At 70.9% G+C, this 18,682-nt stretch carries 16 protein-coding genes; 14 read left to right on the forward strand and 2 right to left on the reverse strand.

The features are described from left to right. Nucleotides 1–345: 345 nt before the first annotated feature. A complete protein-coding gene (locus tag FYX01_RS16580) occupies nucleotides 346–1,389 on the reverse strand; it encodes a coiled-coil domain-containing protein (protein WP_150242372.1) in 1,044 nt (347 codons plus the stop codon). A 402-nt stretch (nucleotides 1,390–1,791) separates the two neighbouring features. On the opposite strand from FYX01_RS16580, the gene FYX01_RS16585 reads away from it, so the two are divergent. The 6 genes from FYX01_RS16585 to FYX01_RS16610 all read left to right on the forward strand — a co-directional run bounded on the left by FYX01_RS16585 (nucleotide 1,792) and on the right by FYX01_RS16610 (nucleotide 7,433). Continuing rightward, the gene (locus tag FYX01_RS16585) at nucleotides 1,792–2,748 is read left to right on the forward strand and encodes a methionine ABC transporter ATP-binding protein (RefSeq protein ID WP_150242701.1); all 957 of its coding nucleotides are present in this window, start codon (nucleotides 1,792–1,794) and stop codon (nucleotides 2,746–2,748) included. Nucleotides 2,749–2,837: 89 nt separating this feature from the next. Next, entirely contained in the window at nucleotides 2,838–3,479 is a 642-nt protein-coding gene (locus FYX01_RS16590; RefSeq protein WP_394350480.1) for a methionine ABC transporter permease, read from the forward strand. A 326-nt stretch (nucleotides 3,480–3,805) separates the two neighbouring features. Beyond that, complete coding sequence (locus FYX01_RS16595; protein ID WP_150242375.1) at nucleotides 3,806–5,203, forward strand: GH1 family beta-glucosidase; 1,398 nt, start codon at nucleotides 3,806–3,808, stop codon at nucleotides 5,201–5,203. A gap of 149 nt (nucleotides 5,204–5,352) precedes the next feature. Beyond that, a complete protein-coding gene (locus FYX01_RS16600) occupies nucleotides 5,353–6,387 on the forward strand; it encodes a LacI family DNA-binding transcriptional regulator (RefSeq protein ID WP_150242376.1) in 1,035 nt (344 codons plus the stop codon). A gap of 121 nt (nucleotides 6,388–6,508) precedes the next feature. Then, entirely contained in the window at nucleotides 6,509–6,733 is a 225-nt protein-coding gene (locus FYX01_RS26710) for a hypothetical protein (protein ID WP_150242377.1), read from the forward strand. Nucleotides 6,734–6,767: 34 nt separating this feature from the next. Next, nucleotides 6,768–7,433, forward strand: coding sequence for a hypothetical protein (locus FYX01_RS16610; RefSeq protein ID WP_150242379.1), 666 nt, complete (start codon nucleotides 6,768–6,770; stop codon nucleotides 7,431–7,433). A gap of 16 nt (nucleotides 7,434–7,449) precedes the next feature. Here FYX01_RS16610 and FYX01_RS16615 read toward each other — a convergent pair whose 3' ends face one another. Then, the gene (locus tag FYX01_RS16615) at nucleotides 7,450–8,613 is read right to left on the reverse strand and encodes a M15 family metallopeptidase (protein ID WP_223830503.1); all 1,164 of its coding nucleotides are present in this window, start codon (nucleotides 8,611–8,613) and stop codon (nucleotides 7,450–7,452) included. 719 nt (nucleotides 8,614–9,332) lie between these two features. Here FYX01_RS16615 and FYX01_RS16620 point away from each other — a divergent pair. The 8 genes from FYX01_RS16620 (at nucleotide 9,333) to FYX01_RS16655 (ending at nucleotide 18,679) form a co-directional block, all read left to right on the forward strand. Beyond that, on the forward strand, nucleotides 9,333–12,632 hold the full coding sequence (locus tag FYX01_RS16620; protein WP_150242703.1) for a sensor histidine kinase: 3,300 nt from the start codon (nucleotides 9,333–9,335) through the stop codon (nucleotides 12,630–12,632). A 232-nt stretch (nucleotides 12,633–12,864) separates the two neighbouring features. Continuing rightward, the gene (locus FYX01_RS16625) at nucleotides 12,865–13,266 is read left to right on the forward strand and encodes a roadblock/LC7 domain-containing protein (RefSeq protein WP_014909276.1); all 402 of its coding nucleotides are present in this window, start codon (nucleotides 12,865–12,867) and stop codon (nucleotides 13,264–13,266) included. A 167-nt stretch (nucleotides 13,267–13,433) separates the two neighbouring features. Further along, nucleotides 13,434–13,781 (forward strand): DUF742 domain-containing protein, encoded by a 348-nt coding sequence (locus FYX01_RS16630; protein ID WP_150242383.1) that lies wholly within the window; start codon nucleotides 13,434–13,436, stop codon nucleotides 13,779–13,781. 34 nt (nucleotides 13,782–13,815) lie between these two features. Next, nucleotides 13,816–14,409 (forward strand): GTP-binding protein, encoded by a 594-nt coding sequence (locus tag FYX01_RS16635; protein ID WP_077689445.1) that lies wholly within the window; start codon nucleotides 13,816–13,818, stop codon nucleotides 14,407–14,409. Nucleotides 14,410–14,527: 118 nt separating this feature from the next. After that, nucleotides 14,528–16,183, forward strand: a complete 1,656-nt coding sequence (locus FYX01_RS16640; protein ID WP_150242705.1) for a DUF885 domain-containing protein — start codon at nucleotides 14,528–14,530, stop codon at nucleotides 16,181–16,183. 139 nt (nucleotides 16,184–16,322) lie between these two features. Continuing rightward, nucleotides 16,323–16,898, forward strand: coding sequence for an HIT family protein (locus FYX01_RS16645; RefSeq protein ID WP_150242386.1), 576 nt, complete (start codon nucleotides 16,323–16,325; stop codon nucleotides 16,896–16,898). A 144-nt stretch (nucleotides 16,899–17,042) separates the two neighbouring features. Further along, nucleotides 17,043–17,663, forward strand: a complete 621-nt coding sequence (gene pgsA, locus FYX01_RS16650) for a phosphatidylinositol phosphate synthase (protein ID WP_150242707.1) — start codon at nucleotides 17,043–17,045, stop codon at nucleotides 17,661–17,663. A gap of 29 nt (nucleotides 17,664–17,692) precedes the next feature. Then, nucleotides 17,693–18,679, forward strand: coding sequence for a phosphatidylinositol mannoside acyltransferase (locus tag FYX01_RS16655; RefSeq protein WP_150242388.1), 987 nt, complete (start codon nucleotides 17,693–17,695; stop codon nucleotides 18,677–18,679). Nucleotides 18,680–18,682 lie beyond the last annotated feature (3 nt).

Consider the following 18,682-nt stretch of genomic DNA (forward strand, 5'->3'; position numbering starts at 1 on the left):
GGGGGCGTGGGGCGGGGCTTTCCCGTGTCCGTGAGGAGGATTCCGGCAGACCGGGACACCGGCCACCAGGGTGGGGGACGGAGGGTCGAGGGATTCCTCGAGCCGGGCCGGAACGTGTGCATCCTAGCCGTGACCAAGGACTCGAGGGCAGGTCGGACGGGGGGCGGAGGGGTGAATCGTCACTGTTTTGTGTCGGTTGTGCGGGAGCTCGTCGCGCACGTGACGCAACCGTGATTCCGGGTGGTGGACGTACGTGCCCTGCCCGGGGTAGAGGGGGCGTCTCCGCGATCGGTGCTCCTGACCGCAGGTGTCCGCCGGTCCGTCGCCTCGCAGCCGGGCCCGGGGTCACCACATCGAGATGTGCACGTGGTCGAAGTGGTTCTCGGTGATGTTGCCGCGGTCGGCCATCGGACGCCAGTCCGTGTCACCCCGGCGCGTGTCCCAGATCTGCTGACGGTAGATGACGTACATGATCTCCAGGTCCTCGGCGTTCTCCCTCGCCCACTCCGCGATCGCCCAGCCCCGGTCGACCTGCTCCTGTGAGGGCATGCTCCCGTTGGGGTCCACCATGAAGTCGCAGGCCCGGCCCTTGGGGTGCTCACCGACGATCCAGCCGCCGACCTCCCGGTAGCAGCCCACGCCGCCCACGTTCTCGCCCTCGCCGAACTTCTCGATGACCAGTGCCCGCATCTGCTCGGTGCGCGGGGTGATGCTGTAGGGGCCGCCGATGGGCTGTTCGGGGTGGGCGGCGATCATCCGCTGCACCTCCAGACGGCGGTCCTCCAGTTCCTGGAGGTCCTCCTCGACCTGCTCCAGCCGCTCCTCGGCGGTCTCCTGGGCGGTCTCGTCACGGCTCAGCGCCTGGGAGAGACGGTCGATCTTGTCCTGGTTGCTGGTGGACAGGTAGTCGATCAGTACCGCCCGGTCGATGACCTCGTCGGGCTCGGTCCCGGCGAACAGCGACATCGACAGGTCGATCCCACCGCTGGTGTAGGTGGCCACGGCCAGGGACCGCACCTGCTCGCGCGAGGCCTCCACGTCCTCACGGGTGCCCTCGGCGCGCTTCTGGGCGAGCTCGGCCTCCTGGATGACGCCCTCCATGTCGCGTAGCTCGCCGTTGTACTCCGCGCTCAGGGTATCCGCGCGCTCCTTGAGGGAGCTCATGCTCTCGGGGTCCATCGGAACCGCTGAGGCGGCCGCCTGGGGAAGGAACAGGAAGGCCCCGAGCAGGGCCACCGCGAGGGCGGCGACCCGCGCGCGACCGGGGCGGAGGAGTGCGGGGAGGGCGGCGGCCATGGCCTCGGCCCGGTCGACCCAGGTGGGGTCGGTGGGATCGGGAGCCCAGAAGTCGGCGAAATCGTCCACTCGGCTCTGGTGGTCGGACTGCACGATGTGGTCGCTCCTTGAACCCGCTCGCGTCCTCCCGGCGGGCGGCGGGAGCGCGGCGGGTACTGTTTCTCGTCTTTCCCGGACGGAGGCCGCGGTCGTCGGTGCGTCCGGCAGCCCCGACCTCCCACGCACCTGCGGGTGGGAGGGCGGGAGGAATGGGACGGTCATGAGTGTAGGCACTCGCGCGGGGATCCGGGAGAGAGCAGGACGATTCCACCGTGCGACGAGAGCCTTGGTGTGGCCCACATAACTTAGCCATAAGGGGCAAATCCGGCGAACTGACTCATACACCCATGGTTGTGTTGGGGGCGTGATGGATCCCGCGTACGACCAAGCGCCCACCGCGCCCACCTGGGCGGACGCCACCGCTGAGACGTCGATGGGAAGACCGTGATTGACGCAGTGGGCCTGCACAAGGCCTACAGGTTGAAGAAGCACCGGGTGAACGCCCTGAACGGGATCGACCTGCACGTCGAACCCGGCGAGATCTTCGGTGTCGTGGGCCAGAGCGGCGCGGGCAAGAGCACCCTGCTGCGCTCGGTCAACCTCCTGGAGCGCCCCGACGCCGGAACGGTCCGCGTCGCGGGCGAGGAGCTCACCGCGCTGCGGGGCGCCCGCCTGCGCGCGGCCCGTCGCGGCATCGGCATGGTCCACCAGCACTTCGCCCTGCTGTCCTCGCGCACCGTCGCCGGCAATGTGGGATTTCCCCTGGAGGTCTCCGGCGTCGACCGCGCCCGCCGCCGGGCGCGCGTGGGCGAACTCCTCGACCTCGTGGGACTCGGCGACAAGGCGCGCGCCTATCCCTCCCAGCTCTCCGGCGGCCAGAAGCAGCGGGTCGGCATCGCCCGCGCGCTGGCCTCGCGCCCCGAGGTGCTGCTCAGCGACGAGGCCACCTCCGCTCTCGACCCCGACACCACCGAGTCCGTTCTCGACCTGCTGCGCCGCCTGCGCGACGAGCTCGGCCTGACCATCCTGCTGATCACCCACGAGATGAACGTGATCAAACGGATCTGCGACTCCGCGGCGATCATGGAAGCCGGTGGGTTCCGCGAGTCCGGCCGGGTCCTGGACCTCATCGGCACGCCCGGCTCGCTGCTGGCGCGGTCGCTCTTTCCGCTGCCCGCGCACAGTGGCCCGGACACGGTCTACGTCACCTACCCGCGCTCCTTCGACGAGCCGCTCATGTCCGAGCTCACCCGCCGTTTCGACGTGGACGTCAACATCCTCGGCGGCGGTGTGGAGGAGGTCGCCGGGCAGTCCGTGGGCCGCCTGAGCGTGGACCTGCGGGGAGCTCGCCGGGACCGGGCACTGACCTTCCTGTCCGATCACGGACTACTGGTCGAGGAGGCCGCGAAGTGAGCACCGATCCCTCCCCCCTCCTCGCCGCCGCGTCGGGGAACGCGAGCGCCTGGGACTCCGTCGCGGCCTTCGTCCGGGCATGGCCCGCCATGTGGCCCGACCTGTGGCTGGGTACCCTGGACACCGTCTACATGGTGGGGTGGGCGGTCGTCTTCAGCGTTCTCATCGGTCTGCCGCTGGGCGTGCTGCTGGTGACCACCGACAAGGGCGGCCTCACCCCCGCCCCGGCCGTGCGCAGCGTGCTCAGCGGGATCGTCAACATCGGCCGCTCACTGCCGTTCATCGTGCTGATGGTGGCGGTGCTGTCCCTGACCCGTTTCCTGGTGGGCACCACCCTGGGCCCCACGGCCGCGGTCGTGCCCCTGAGCATCGGCGCGATTCCCTTCTTCGCCCGACTGGTGGAGACCTCCCTGCGCGAGGTGGACCGCGGGGTCGTCGAGGCCGCGCACGCCATGGGCACCCGCCGCTCCACCATCGTGGGCAAGGTCATGCTGCCCGAGGCGCTCCCCGGCCTCATCGCGGGTCTGGTGATGACCGTGGTCACCCTCATCTCCTACTCGGCGATGGCCGGTGCCATCGGTGGCGGTGGTCTGGGCGACCTGGCCATCCGCGAGGGGTACCAGCGCTTCAACGACCACTACCTGTGGGCCACCGTCATCCTGCTCATCGCTGTCGTGCAGATCGTGCAGAGCCTGGGCGACCTGATGGTGCGCAGGCTGTCCCGGCGTTGACGGGAGCCGTCGGCCGGGGCGGCGGGGCGCTTCCCCCACGAGTGGTCCTGCCGGCACGGGGGGAGGACGTCGACGAACAGGACTCCCGTGAGGACTCCACCGAATGATGTCTGACAAAAACTCATATCGGTCGATGCTTCGCAGAAGCTCACGAAGGATACGATCTGGCGGGCGTCAGGGAGCGGCGCCACCACCACCGCTTTCGGCCCGTAACGGTTGGGTTGCGGTGCCAGTTGCTTTGATTGACATCAAGGTACTTCTCTGTTTCTTTTATGGGAGCGCTCCCAAACGATGTCCCCTCGTCATGGAAGGTGCGTACACAAGCAGTGAGCAACCGCAACGATTTCCCCGAGGGCTTCCTCTGGGGGGCGGCCACCGCCTCGTTCCAGATCGAAGGCGCCACGACCGCAGACGGCCGGGGCCGCAGTATCTGGGACACCTTCGCCGAGACCCCCGGCACGATCCTGGGCGGAGACACCGGCGACCCCGCCGACGACCACTACCACCGCTACGCCGAGGACGTCGCGCTCATGAGCCGGCTCAACCTGGGCGCGTACCGTTTCTCCGTCGCCTGGCCGCGGATCCTCCCCGAGGGTGCGGGCGCCGTGAACCAGGCCGGGATCGACTTCTACGACCGGCTGGTGGACGCCCTCCTGGAGGCCGGGATCCAGCCCTGGGCCACCCTCTACCACTGGGACCTGCCCCAGGCGCTGGAGGACGCGGGTGGCTGGCCCCACCGTGACACCGCCTACCGCTTCCGCGACTACGCCCAGGTCGTCGCCGACGCCCTCGGCGACCGCGTCAGCAACTGGATGACCATCAACGAGCCCTGGTGCTCGGCCTTCCTCGGCTACCACAACGGCCACCACGCGCCGGGCCACAAGGACGCGGCGGAGGCCCTGGCCGCCGCCCACCACCTGCTGCTCGGCCACGGCCTGGCGACCGAGGCGATCCGCTCCACCGGGAACACGGCCCGGGTCGGCCTGGCCCACAACCAGGCGGTCATCCGCCCCCACGGACCCAGCGCCGCCGACGCGCGCGCCGCCCGCCGCGCCGACGCCGTGCGCAACCGCGTCTTCACCGACCCCCTGCTCAAGGGCCGCTACCCGGCGGACCTGAGGGAGGACCTCGCCGACGTCAGCGACTTCTCCTTCCTCGTCGACGGGGACATGGACATCATCTCCGCCCCCATGGACTTCCTGGGCGTCAACTACTACTCGCCCGAGTTCGTCGCCGCCTCCGCCAAGGGCCTGGACCCGGCCCTGGTCAGCGGCGAGGGCGGTGCCTGGCTCGGCGCCGAGCCCGAGGAGGTGCACGTCTCCCAGGGGCTGCCCGTCACCCACATGGGCTGGGAGATCGACCCCACCGGCCTGTACGACGTGCTCATGCGCCTGGCCGGGGAGAGCGGCGGCATCGACCTCTACGTCACCGAGAACGGGTGTGCCTTCGAGGACACCGTCACCGAGGACGGCGAGGTCAACGACACCGACCGCGTCGACTACTACGAGGGCCACCTGAGGGCCGCCAAGGAGGCCGTCCAGGCCGGAGTGCCCCTGCGTGGATACTTCGCCTGGTCACTCCTGGATAATTTCGAGTGGGCGTGGGGATACTCCCGCCGGTTCGGGATCGTGCACGTCGACTACGAGACCCAGAAGCGGACGGTCAAGGACAGCGGGCACTGGTACGCCGAGCTGGCCAAGACGGGAAGTTTCCCCGAGCGCTAGAGCGGGTGGACCACGGACGACGGTGGGGTGCCTCACGGGGCGCCCCACGCGGTCGTTCCCGGCGGGTACGACAAGGGTGCCCGCCGAATACGCCGCGGCCCGGGGCAGGACGCCGGGCCGCGGTACAAGATCCCAGAGGGAGCCTCGAAGTGGCCAAGAGCGGTGATGGTCGGAAGCGTCCGACCCTGGAGATGGTGGCGCAGCGTGCCGGGGTCGGCCGCGGTACCGTCTCGCGTGTGATCAACGGCTCCGCCCAGGTGAGCCCGCGTACCCGGGAAGCCGTGCACAGCGCGGTCGCCGAACTCGGCTACAGCCCGAACCAGGCGGCTCGCACCCTGGTCACCAGGCGCACCGACACGATCGCGCTCGTCGTCTCCGAGCCCCGTGACCGGTTGTTCGCCGACCCCTTCTTCGCCGACATCATCCGCGGTGTGAGCTCGGTCCTGCACGAGCGCGACCTGCAGCTGATGCTCACCACGGCCCGCACCGAGTCCGAGCACAAGCGCGTGGGCGACTACCTCAGCGGCTTCCACGTGGACGGGGCGCTGCTGGTGTCCCTGCACCGCGACAACCCGCTCTCCGCCCGCCTGGCCGGTTCCGGTGTGCCCGTCGTGCACGGCGGACGCCCCCACTCGCCCGACCAGCCCGCGCCCTTCTGCGTCGACATCGACAACATCGGCGGCTCCAAGGAGGCCACCAAGCACCTCCTGGAGCGCGGATGCCGACGGGTGGCCACCATCACCGGCCCCCAGGACATGAACGCCGGTGTGGAGCGGCTGCGCGGCTACCGCGAGGTCATGTCCTCCGCAGGGATCGAGGTCGACGACAGCCTCGTCATCCAGGGCGACTTCAGCGTGGACGGGGGCGCGGCGGCGATGGAGCGGCTGCTGGACAGCGGCGCGAACCCCGACGGGGTGTTCGTGGCCTCCGACATGATGGCCATCGGCGGACTGCGCGTGCTGCGCTCCCGCGGCCTGCGCGTGCCCGAGGACATCGCCCTGATCGGTCACGACGACACCGTCATGGCCCAGCACAGCGATCCGCCGCTGACCACCATCCACCAGCCCACGGTGCAGATGGGCCAGGAGATGGCGCGGCTCCTGGTGGACGTGGCGATCCCGCGCGAGAAGGAGACCGAGACGATCATGCTCGACACCCACCTGGTGGTGCGCGCGTCCGGCTGAACGGGCCGTGGCGGACGGCCCGGAAGGGCTCTGACCCGCCCGTTCGCGCCGCTCCCCGCTGGACGCGCACGCGGCCGCTGTGCAAGGCTGGTCGCGATTTCGCGGGAGACGGTGGGAGCGCATGGACCCGATGCGGGAACCGACACACGCCCGGTGTGCGATTTCCTCGTGCGGATGGTGCGAGCAGGACGGCGTCGACTGCCGGTTCTGCTCCGGAACGGGCTGGTGGCGGCCGGAACAGCCGCACCGGGACGGCAGCGGGGTGATCGTCTGGCTCCGGATCGACGAGCCCTGCCGCGGTTGCGCGGGGACGGGCAAGGAGCACAGCCCGACCGCCGCCCACTAGCGAGGCCGCTCCCGCGGTGGACAAGGAGGCACACATGCGCTGGGTGACCTATCTGTCGCCGAGCGGCGGCGGCGAGCGCCTCGGCGCCCTGGACGAGGGCGACGTCCTGGGCAGCCCCGGTTCCGAGCGCCTCGCCGACCTGCTGGAGGCGGGCGACGACGCCCTCGGCGCGGCCCACGGGCGCGCCGTCGACGCGCCGATCGAGATCATCGTCGAACCGGAGGCGCGTATGTGCGCTCCGGTGGTGCCGACGGCCCCGGTGGCCGTACGGGCGGGCGACGACGTGTGGGAGGTCGCTCCCGGACTGGTGCGGGGCGCGGACGACGCCGTGTCGCCCGACGCGTGCTCGGCCAGGGTGGGCGTGGCCGCCGTCGCAGGGGGAGGGGGACCGGCGAGTGCCTACACGCCCGCCTGCCTGTGGCTGGACCGGACGGGGCGACCGGTGCAGCTGAGTCTGGGCCCGGTGCTGGTCACCGCCGACGAGGTTCCGGGGGAACCGCTGCGGATGAGCGCCTCGGTGGACGGTCGCGAGCTGGGCCGCGGACTGGTCGACCCCGGCCACGAGTGGCTGGTGTCCGGTCCCGCGGGCGTGCGCGCGCTGCTGCCGGTGGCCACCCCGCCGCTGGAGACCGACGACGAGTTGTTCGTGGACGCTGACGCGCTGGGCACCTTCGAGGTCCGGGTCGGCTCCCAGGTCTGAGCGGTGCCGTCCGTCCCTAGGCCGTGAACTCCCAGTGCCAGGGCTCGAAGCCGCCGCGGGCCCACGCGGGGTTGTTCCAGCCGTGGTCGGGGGCGTTGGCCAGCATCCACCCGTGTTCGGGCGTGCCCAGCCGGTTCACGCCACCGCACAGGTCCACGGCCACGCCCAGCCCGTGCTGGCTGCTCCCGGGCTCGGCGGCCATACCGGGCAGCATCTCCTGGAACAGGCGCACCTGTTCGTGGTAGGGCCGGTAGGAGTCGGCCACGCACATCGGCCGCCCGAACACCCGCCGGTAGGCGCCGTCGAGCTCGATGAAGGCCTCGGCGGCGTCGGCCCGCAGCCGCTCGCCGGGCTGGGGCAGGGGGCACAGCGCCGACTCCGGGATGCGTCCGTTGGCGTGGACGGCCACGTCGCCGCCAGTACATCCGCTGTCCGTATTCTCCGTTGTGAAGTGCGCCTCCCCGTCACTTTTCTTCTTTTTGTCATTGTGCCAATGATTATTGTCGCCTTTTGTGTTCCCCGACGCCGAGCGCGCGTCCAGTAGTGCCTCCTCGCGCCGTTTCTCCTCGGCCTCGGCGTCGCGCACCTCCGCGAGCCGTGCCTCCAGCCGGGTCTGCTCCTCCAGCATCTCCTCGACCGCGGCCTCCTGGTCGGCGACCGCCCGCACGGCCTCCTTCCGGGCGGCGGCCGCGGCCTCGACCGCCTCGGCCTGCTCCTGTTCGGCGGTCTCGGCGATTCCGGCGAGGGTGCCCGTGGCCACGCGCGCGGCCTCGGCCCGGTCCACGTCGGCCTCGCGGTGTTCGCCCAGCAGGGTCAGGTAGGCGCCGCGTTCGAGCATTCCGGCGGGGCCCTCCGGGCCGGCCCAGGCGTTCACCATGCCCAGGTCACCACCCTTGTAGGCGGTGGCGGCCTGACGGGCCGCGGCCAGGCGCGCCGTCTCGCCGCGCTCGTCGGCCCTCTCCGCGCGTTCGTAGGCCGCCTCCCTGCGCTCGGTCAGACCGTCCAGGCGCTCACGCTCGGCCTGGTAGCGCCCGATCTTGGCGGAGGCCTCCTGGCGCAGGGTCTCCATGTCCGCGCGCAGTACGGCCAGTTCCACCCGCACATCACCCAGCGTGGCCACCTCGGCGGAGTCGTCGGCGTCCCCGGGCACGGCGGTGGAGAGGGCCAGGAGCACCGCCATCCCCACCGGGAGCGCGGTGGTGACCGAAAAGGCGTGACGGGAACCCCTCCGGGTTCGTGCACGCGCGGAACCCTTCGCTTGTGCTCTATCACTGAGCGTGTCCGAGTCAGGGCATGACGAGGGACGCATTTTCGCTTCCTCCCCGGGACCTGCGTATACGTCTTGTCACGATGTCATGTCAGGGTGGTGTTGATGAGGAAGCTGGTGGTGTGTCCTAAAAGTTACCTCGGTGCCCCTTGGGGTTTCGGCCCCCATGTCTGACCTGGTGGATTGGTCATAATGCCGACATTGTGGGCATTATGGGGCTGGGCAAACGAAGATGATCTTGCCGATCGCCGTCAAACCGCCGAAGCGAGTCCTTCGCGCCCATTGATACGCTATCCACCGCACGCGCACCTACACGGAAACCTTGGGGTGTGCGGCTCTTCTCCTCCCAGGCGAGTCCGGCGGACAGTCTTCACATCTCCCCACATTCCCCACCGCTCCCGGTTCGGTGGACCTTGGTCTATACCGGCTTTCCCGAAGATTCTTCGGTCGGAGTGGTCGGCCCCTGGGGTCCAACCAGCCGCTCGAAGCGGTGACACGAAAGGTTGCGAGGGTCCGTGTCGACACGAGCGACGAAAAACGGGGCCAGCGCGCAGAGCGAGGCAGCGCAGGCCGAACATGCCGATGCCACGCCCCAGCGCAGAGCCGACTGGTGGCGGCCACGTAACTGGCGGGTGCGTTCCCGACTGGTGGCCCTCATCGTCATCCCCACCGCGGTAGCGCTCGCGCTCGGTGGTCTGCGGGTCTATGAGGCGGCGGTCTCCACCGTCACCCACGCCCACATCCAGGACCGCGCCGAGGTGGGCGTCCTCATCGTGCAGCTGGCCAACCAGCTGGGCCGTGAGCGCTCCGTCAGCGCGGTCTACATCTCCGACAACGCGGACCCCGAGCGGCGGTCGGACGAACTGCGCCAGCAGATGGAGGAGGAGCGCGACGCCTCCCGGGACCTCCAGCAGTCCCTCAACGCCAGACTGGAGGACATGGGCGAGGTCGACGGCAACGCCTCCGTCCGCCTGTCCACCATGCGCAGCCAGGTCTCCACACTGGACTCCCTGCGCACCGAGGTCGACGAGACACGCATCACCGTCCTGCCGGTCGTCACCAAGTACCGGACGATCACCCGCGCGCTGACCGAGTTCAACCAGACGATCGCGGACGCGACCGGAGACACCGCTCTACGTGAGAGCGTGCGCACGCTGACCGCGCTGTCCAACGCGCGGGACCAGCTCTCGTACGAGACCGCGCTGATGAGCCACGCCCTGTCCCGGAACACGATGACCGGCGGCATCGCCGAGGCCATCGACTCCAGCCGCGCGCGCTACGAGAACGAGATCTCCAACTTCGTCCAGGCCGCGGACGAGGAGCAGCGCACGCTCTTCGACGACAACTTCACCGGTCTGGAGGTCAGCCAGGTCTCCACGATGCGCATGCGCGTCATGTACCGCGCCGACCGCGAGGCCGACCTCACCGGTGTGACCGCCAACGACGGCCCCGAGGACTACAGGGACATCGCCGCCATCGCCCTGGAGCGCCTCCAGAACGTCGAGGAGGGAATCGCCGAGGGTATCGACGTCGAGGCCGACAAGCTGCGCGACGCGGCTATGGGCCGAGCCCTGATGGACCTCGTCGTCGTCGCGGGCGTGCTCCTCGCGGTCTTCATCCTCACCTCCCTCGTGGTCCGTTCCCTGGTGCGCCCGCTGCGCACCCTGGAGGACGGTGCCCGCCGGATCGCCGAGCGCGACCTGCCCGACGCGATCAACCGGATGCAGGAGGCGGGGACGGTTCCCGAGAACGTCAGGGTCGCACCGATCGAGGTCGACACCCATGACGAGATCGGTGAGGTGGCCCGGGCCTTCGACGACGTCCACCGCGTGGCCCTGACCCTGGCATCCGACGAGGCCGCCCTGCGCAGCAACGTCAACGCGATGTTCGTCAACCTGTCCCGCCGAAGCCAGACCCTGGTGGAGCGGCAGCTGCGCCTCATCGACGGTCTGGAGCAGTCCGAGCAGGACTCCGACCGCCTCTCCGACCTGTTCCAGCTGGACCACCTCGCCACGCGCATGCGCCGCAACAACGAGAACCTGCTGGTCCTGTCCGGTCAGGACAACACCCGCAAGTGGGCCCAGCCCATCCCGCTGGTCGACGTCCTGCGCGGCGCCGTCTCCGAGGTCGAGCAGTACGAGCGCGTCAACGTGCGCGCCCCCTCCCACATCTCGGTGCTCGGACGCCCGGTCAACGACGTCATCCACCTGGTCGCCGAGCTGGTGGAGAACGCCACCGCGTTCTCCCCGCACGACACCGAGGTCCTGGTCAGCGCCAAGAGCCTCGACAACGGCGGCGTCCAGGTCGACGTCACCGACAGCGGTATCGGCATGGCCGCCGACGACCTGGAGGCGATCAACGCCCGCCTGGCCGCCCCGCCGGTCATCGACGTCGCGGTCTCGCGCCGCATGGGCCTGTTCGTGGTCTCGCGCCTGGCCCACCGCCACGGCGTCAAGCTCCGGCTGGAGGAGGCGCACGGCGGCGGGACCACCGCCCACGTCACCTTCCCGCCGGACCTGCTGATCACCCCCGTCGAGGGACAGCACTCCCTGGGCGGTGCGGACAACCGCCCCGAGCTCACCTCGGGCGCGCCCAACACCTACGCCGACGCCGAGGCGGCCTTCGCCTCCACCCCGCCGCCCGCCGAACCGGGCGACCCCTGGCAGACACAGGAGGGCGGGGCCGGACCCGGCGAGCTGGGCGGACTGCCCAAGCGTCAGCCCGGCGGCGCCCGCGGCGAGGAGCACCCGCCCAGCGGACAGGACCTGTGGGGCAACCCGTCGGACTCCGGTTCGGTGTGGGACACCACGAGGGGGGCCGGGACCACCGGCGGCGCCGCTGACAGCGGCCGCACGGTCGTCGACCCCTACGACGTCCCCGAGGACGAGGAGCCGAAGCGCCCGCAGCCCGAGAGCGGCGGCCGCAGCCTCTTCGACCCGGCCCCCCGCTCCGACGCGGGCGGCGGATCGCCCTTCGGCGACAGCGGCTCCGTGGACCGCTCCGCCGACACCGGGTCCTTCAGCAGGCCCTCCGACACCGGCTCGTTCCGCCGTCCCACCACCGACACCGGCTCGTTCCGACGGCCGGTCACCGACACCAGCGCCTTCCGTCACCCGGTGGGGTCGCAGGACTCCTACGACGGCTTCGGCAAGACCGGAACGCCGCCCCAGGAGCACTCCGGCGCCGGCAGCGGTGCGGGCGACCTGTTCCGCCGGGACACCGGCGCCGCCGAGCGGCCCGCCGCTCCGGCCCGCGGCGACGAGACCGAGACCTTCCCGGCCGTCTCCTCCGACTGGAACAGCGGCGTCCCGCAGGCACCGCCGGCCCCGAAGGCTCCGTCGCCCTCCGACACGGGGAGCTGGCGCTCCGACGGCGGTGTCGACTCCCGTGAGGGTTACGGATCGACCGCCTACCTCTCCCGCCGCTACGGCGGCGCCCAGGGGCCGAACAACACGGTCGTGCCGCCGTCCCCGACGGGTGAGGACAGCGACTCGCTGCCGATCTTCGACGCGATCGAGTCCAACTGGTTCAAGCGCCGCAGCGGTGGTCCCACCGTGGACACCACCGAGACCGGCCCGATCCAGCAGGTCTCGGCGGAGCAGGGCCGGCGCCGGCAGGGCAACGGCGCCGACCGGGCTCCGGCACGCGCCGAGCAGAGCACCCCCTCCGAGCAGGAGTGGAACTCGGCCGCCGACCGGGGCTGGAAGGCCGCACGCACCGCGGCCGAGCCCCTCGCGGGCGGGCTGACCACCTCGGGCTTGCCAAAACGGGTTCCCAAGGCAAACCTTGTTCCGGGGACGGCACCAAAGCCGGAGAACTTCAAGCAGATGCCCACGCGCAGCGCGGACCGTGTCCGCAACCGCTTCTCGGGCTTCCAGAAGGGCGTCCGGGAGGGCCGGAACCGGCTCGGCGAAGGTCCGACGGAGGGATGACTCCAGTGAAACCTGGTGGGACGGGGTCCCTCTTATCCGCAGGGGCCGGATGCAATAGCATCGACCGAGCTTCTCGGACGCGCCACACCCGTAGCTTGACGAGAGCAGAACACCAGACTCCCGGTCACCCCCGCGGGAGGGACCGGGCAGTTCGTAGAGGCAGTGCTGTCACATGCTGTGCCGGCGGTAGCAGTGCCCACAGATCAGCCGGCGAATTTGGACAGGAGATCAGATGAGTCGACAGGTGAATGAACTCAACTGGTTGATCACTGACTTTGCCGACCGGGTCCCCGACGTAGCCCACGCGATCGTCGTCTCCTCTGACGGCCTTCCGCTGGCCTCGTCGGCGGGTTTCCCGGCTGACCGGGCCGACCAGCTGGCGGCGATCGCCTCCGGCCTGTCGAGTCTGACGCAGGGCGCGGCCCGGGTGTTCGAGGGTGGCGCGGTCGCCCAGACCGTCGTGGAGATGGAGCGGGGGCTGATGCTCATCATGGCCATCAGCGACGGCTCCTGTCTCGCGGTCCTGGCGGCGGCGGAAAGCGACCTGGGCCTGGTCGCGTACGAGATGACTCTGCTCGTCGAGCGGGCGGGGCGGGCGCTGACACCAACGGCGCGCACCTCGGGAATCCACTGAACCACCACCGACAGGAGGAAGTGGTGGCACCTCACAGTAGAGATGCCGGGAGCGCCTCGTGGTTCGGACAACAGCCGGGTGGTCCCCCCACGGGGGGAACGCCGGCGGTTCCGGGCGGCGGAGATGTTCCCCGACCAATCCAACAACCGTATGAACAACGACCCGCTATGGGGAGCGCGCCCAGTTCTCTGGTCCGCCCCTACGCGGTGACCAAGGGCCGCACCAAACCGAAGTCGCAGCTTCCCCTGGAAGCTCTGATCTCGGCCACCGCGGCGGCCCGTAACGAGTCTGGGACGCTGACGCCCGAATGGCAGGCGATCAGCGACCTGTGCCGGGAATGGCGCTCCGTGGCGGAGATCTCCGCGCTGTTGCGGATGCCGCTCGGTGTGGCGCGGGTGCTTGTGGCGGACATGTCCGAGCAGGGACTGGTCCAGATCAGGTCCTCGCTCAACAATGAAGCCCGTCCCAACACCAACCTGCTTGAAAGGGTGCTCAGTGGACTTCGCAAGCTCTAGCCCAGCCGAGGAAGGCGGTGCTGGGGGGAACGCGATGACGTCGGTCAAGATCGTCGTCGCCGGGGGCTTCGGTGTCGGGAAGACGACATTCGTTGGCTCTGTCTCCGAGATCGTGCCGCTGACCACCGAGGCGGTCATGACCAGCGCCAGTGTCGGGGTGGACGACCTCGCCAAGACGCCGGACAAGCAGACCACCACCGTGGCCATGGACTTCGGTCGTGTCTCCCTGGACTCGGACCTGATCCTGTACCTGTTCGGCACCCCCGGACAGCACCGGTTCTGGTTCATGTGGGACGACCTGGTCAAGGGTGCCATCGGTGCCGTCGTCCTGGTGGACACCCGCCGCCTGGCGGACTGCTTCCCCGCGATCGACTACTTCGAGGAGGCGCGTCTGCCCTTCATCGTGGCGATCAACGGCTTCGACGGCTACTACCCCCATGCCGCGAACGAGGTCCGGGACGCTCTGACACTCAGTCCCGAGATCCCGATCGTCCAGGTGGACGCCCGAGACCGGGCTTCCACCAAGTCGACGCTCATCACCCTCGTCGAGCACGCCATCACGGTGGGGGACCCCGAGGGCGCCGCCGGACAGCCCACATCCACGGGCGGCCAGAACTCCTGGCGCTAGGAGGGCCGCCCGGGCCGGGGTCCCGCACAGAGCACGGCCCGGTTCCCGCAAGTCGGGAACCGGGCGTCCGTGCTGGCATCATGGCGCAATGAGCTCTTCCCAGCCCGACGCAGAGGCGATGACCCGGCGGTTCCGCGAGGTGGCCGAGCGCGTGCTCGACTCCCTGCTCGACGACGCCCCGGAGTGGGCGCTGGACCTGGGTGACCCCCGGGGCGCCGCCCGCCTGTCCGACCACTCCGCCGAGGCGGACGCACGCCGCGCCGCCGTGCTCACCGACGCCCTCGGCTCCCTGGACGAGATCGACGCCGACCTGATCCCCGAGGGCGACCTGGTCGACCTGGAGGTACTGCGCGCCCGCGTCAGCGCCGACCTGTGGCACACCGCCGAACTGCGACCGCACACGTGGGACCCGCTCCTGCACTCGCCCGGTGAGGCCCTCCACACCCTCCTGGAACGCGACACCCTTCCCCTCCCCGAACGCCTCTCGGCGCTCGCCGCGCGCTGCGCCGCGCTCCCCGACTACCTCGCCACCGCGCGTTCGCGCCTGTCCGAGGGGCCCGGGATGTCCCGTGTGCACGTGGAGACGGCCCTGGCGCAGGCCGACGGGGCCCGCGCCATGCTCGTCTCCGGCGTGCCCGCCCTGGCCGCCGGAGAGCCGTCCGCGGCCTCCGAGGTGGAACCGGCCCGCGAGGCCGCCCTGACCGCCGTGGAGGACTACACGGCGTGGCTGCGCGGCCAGCTGGCGGGCGCCACCGCCGATCCCCGCATGGGGGAGCGCGACTTCGCCGCCCAGCTGTGGTACACGCTCGACTCCGAGCTGTCCCCCGAGGCGCTCCTGGTCCGCGCCGAGAGCGACCTGCTCGCCACCGAGGAGGCGATCGCCGAGGCCGCCGCCGAGTACCAGGGCGCACCGCGCCGCCGGGGGCAGGTGGCCGAGGCGCTCTCCGCGCTCGCCGACGAGAACGCCACCGGCGCCGACACCGTCCGCCCCGTCTGCGCCGACGCGCTCATGCACCTGAACGAGCGGGTGCGCGGACTCGACATGGTGACGGTCCACGACGACCCGGTGCGGATCGTTCCGATGCCCGAATCCCGCCGGGGAATCTCCGTGGCCTACTGCGAGCCCCCCGGTCCGCTCGACCCCCGGGCCAGGGAACAGCCGACCCTGGTCGCGGTGTCCCCGCCGCCGGCGGACTGGCCCGCCGAGCGGCGGGAGTCGTTCTTCCGCGAGTACAACGGGGGCATGCTGCGCAACCTCATGGCCCACGAGGCCGTGCCGGGCCACGCCCTGCAGCTGTCCCACGCGGCCCGCCACACCGGCGGCACCCGGGTGGGCAACGCACTGTGGAGCGGCACCTTCGTGGAGGGCTGGGCCGTCTACGCGGAGGAGGCGCTGGCCCGCCACGGCTGGTCGGGGAACCACCGCGAGGACCTCGCCCTGCGCCTGGTGCAGCTCAAGATGCGCCTGCGCATGATCCTCAACGCGATCCTGGACGTGCGCCTGCACACCGGCGACCTCACCGAGTCCGAGGCGATCTCCCTGCTCACCCAGCGCGGCCACCAGGAGGAGGGCGAGGCCGTCGGCAAGTGGCGCAGGGCCCAGCTCACCAGTGCCCAGCTGTCCACCTACTACGTCGGCTACGCCGAGGTCAGCGACATCTCCCGCGACCTGGCGGCGGCGCGCCCCTCGCTCACCGAGCGCCAGCGGCACGACGCGGTGCTCGCCCACGGCAGCCCGCCCCCGCGCCACCTGCGCACACTGCTGGGGCTGTGACCGGAGGACCGCAGCGGCCGCGGCCAGGCGGGCTCCCGGTCGAGCTGTGGGCGCACCGCCTTCGGCGCGCCCTCCCCTCCGCGCTTCTATGCTTGGTGACGCGAGAGAGTTACGGACAGGCGACGGAAACGGACGAGCCATGAGCGGTGCCGACAACGAGCACGGAAACGGTCCTGAGGACCCTCCCGGTGCGGGGACCGGGAGCCCCGACGGCTGGGAGCGGCTGTGGACGCCGCACCGCATGGCCTACATCAAGGGGGAGAACAAGCCCACCGGTTCCCGGCCCGAGGACGGCTGCCCCTTCTGCCGGGCCCCCGGGCTGCCCGACCCCGAGGGCCTCGTGGTCGCCCGGGGCAAGTCGGCCTACGCGGTGCTCAACCTCTACCCCTACAACAGCGGCCACCTGCTGGTGTGCCCCTACCGCCACGCCGCGGACTACACCTCCCTGGACGAGGACGAGACCGCCGAGGTGGCCGCGCTCACCCAGGCGGGTATCCGTGCGCTGAGCGACGCCTACGGCCCGCAGGGCTTCAACGTCGGCATGAACCTCGGTACCGTGGCGGGTGCGGGGATCGCCGCGCACCTGCACCAGCACATCGTCCCCCGCTGGGGCGGCGACACCAACTTCATGCCCGTCGTCGGCCAGACCAAGGTCCTGCCCGAGATGCTGGAGCAGACCCGGGCCAAACTGGCCGAGTACTGGCCCAGGGACTGAGGAGTCCGGGGCCGGAACCGGCGCCGCCTCCCACCCCACCCGGACGGCGTCCGGCGGCACGCCACCCCCACCGGTGCGGTTCCCACCTCCGCGACCGTTCCCGCCCTACGATCCCAAGAAGACATGCTGAGAATCCTTCGCCCCATCACCTCCCGGGTCACCGCTCCGCTCGGCCGGAGCATGGCCCGCATCGGCCTCACCCCGAACCTCGTCACGATCATCGGCGCCACCGGCGTCGTCGTCAGCGCCCTGTACTTCTATCCGCGCGGCCAGCTGTACGCGGGCTCGGTGGTCATCACCGTCTTCGCCCTCTTCGACATGCTCGACGGCGCCGTGGCCAGGGCCGGGAACAGCGCCAGCGCGTTCGGCGCCTTCCTCGACTCCACCCTGGACCGGGTGGCCGACGCCGCCATCCTGGCCGGACTCCTGTGGTGGTTCATCGGGGAGGGCGACGACCCCCTGCTCGCCGGGCTCACCCTCTTCTGCCTCATCACCGGATTCATGGTGTCCTACGTCAAGGCCCGGGCAGAGGGACTGGGGGTCAACTGCGACGTCGGCGTCGCCGAGCGCACCGAGCGCCTGGTGGTCATCCTGGTCGCCGTCGGACTCAGTGAGATGGGCGTGCCCTACATCCTCGCCGGGGGCCTGTGGCTGCTCGCCGTGATGAGCCTGACCACGGTCCTGCAGCGCCTGGTGGAGACCCGGGCCCGACTCAACGACCCCGCCGACGCCGCCGAGGCCGGGGACGTCGGCGGCGAGGCCTGACAGCGACAGGGAGGACGGGGGAGACGAACGTGGACGAGCGCATGGCCGACCTGGCCTACTCCGCGGGCTGGGCGATGGTCCGCCACGCGCCGGAGAGCGCGGGAAGGGCGGTGTTCCAACGCCTGGCCGACCGCTCCTGGCGCGCCCGCGACGCCGGGACCCGCGGTCTGGAGCGCAACCTGCGGCGCCTGCTCGGCCCGGGCGCCACCGACGCCCGGACGCGTGCGCTGTCGCGCGCGGGTATGCGTTCCTATATGCGCTACTACTACGAGATGTTCCGCCTCCCCGCGATGGGCGAGGAGTACATCCTCGACCGCACCCGCGCCACCGGGATCGACGTGCTGGAGAAGCACATCCGGTCCGGCCGCGGCGTGGTCGCCGCCCTGCCGCACATGGGCAACTGGGACCACGCCGGTGCCTGGATCACCCTCAACGGCATCCCCCTGACCACCGTCGCCCAGAGGCTGCGCCCCGAGAGCCTGTTCCAGCGCTTCACCGCCTACCGGGAGTCCCTGGGCATGGAGGTGCTGCCGTTGACCGGGGGCGGCTCCAGCACCGTGGGCACCCTGGCCCGGCGGCTGCGCGGCGGAGGACTGGTGTGCCTGCTCGCCGACCGCGACGTCAACGGCGGCGGCCTGGAGGTGGAGTTCTTCGGGGAGAGCGCGCGCGTGCCCTCCGGACCCGCCGCCCTGGCCCTGAACACCGGCGCCGCCCTGATGCCGGTCTCGCTCTGGTACGACGGTCCGTACTGGAACATCCGCGTACACGAGGAGATCCCCGTCGCCGGAGGGGGCACCCGCTCCGAGCGCGTCCAGGCCACCACCCAGGAGCTGGTCCGCGTCTTCGAGGGGGCGATCGCCGAACACCCCGAGGACTGGCACATGCTCCAGCCGGTGTTCAGCTCCGACCACGAACGCGACCGAGCCTCCCGCGGGCGGGCCGGGGCGACCGCGGCACCCGGGGCCGCGGAGCGCGGCGGTGCGGGGACCCCCGCACGGAACGAACGGAACGGGTGACCG

The organism is Nocardiopsis quinghaiensis (genome assembly GCF_008638365.1).
GTDB classification, from domain to species: Bacteria; Actinomycetota; Actinomycetes; order Streptosporangiales; family Streptosporangiaceae; genus Nocardiopsis; species Nocardiopsis quinghaiensis.

Coding starts and splice junctions, on each gene's coding strand:
- FYX01_RS16630 (WP_150242383.1), top strand. CDS start 13,434: ATGGGGAGCGCGCCCAGTTCTCTGGTCCGCCCCTACGCGGTGACCAAG.
- FYX01_RS26710 (WP_150242377.1), top strand. CDS start 6,509: ATGGACCCGATGCGGGAACCGACACACGCCCGGTGTGCGATTTCCTCG.
- FYX01_RS16610 (WP_150242379.1), top strand. CDS start 6,768: ATGCGCTGGGTGACCTATCTGTCGCCGAGCGGCGGCGGCGAGCGCCTC.
- FYX01_RS16625 (WP_014909276.1), top strand. CDS start 12,865: ATGAGTCGACAGGTGAATGAACTCAACTGGTTGATCACTGACTTTGCC.
- FYX01_RS16590 (WP_394350480.1), top strand. CDS start 2,838: ATGTGGCCCGACCTGTGGCTGGGTACCCTGGACACCGTCTACATGGTG.
- FYX01_RS16635 (WP_077689445.1), top strand. CDS start 13,816: ATGACGTCGGTCAAGATCGTCGTCGCCGGGGGCTTCGGTGTCGGGAAG.
- FYX01_RS16615 (WP_223830503.1), bottom strand. CDS start 8,613: ATGGCGGTGCTCCTGGCCCTCTCCACCGCCGTGCCCGGGGACGCCGAC.
- FYX01_RS16645 (WP_150242386.1), top strand. CDS start 16,323: ATGAGCGGTGCCGACAACGAGCACGGAAACGGTCCTGAGGACCCTCCC.
- FYX01_RS16640 (WP_150242705.1), top strand. CDS start 14,528: ATGACCCGGCGGTTCCGCGAGGTGGCCGAGCGCGTGCTCGACTCCCTG.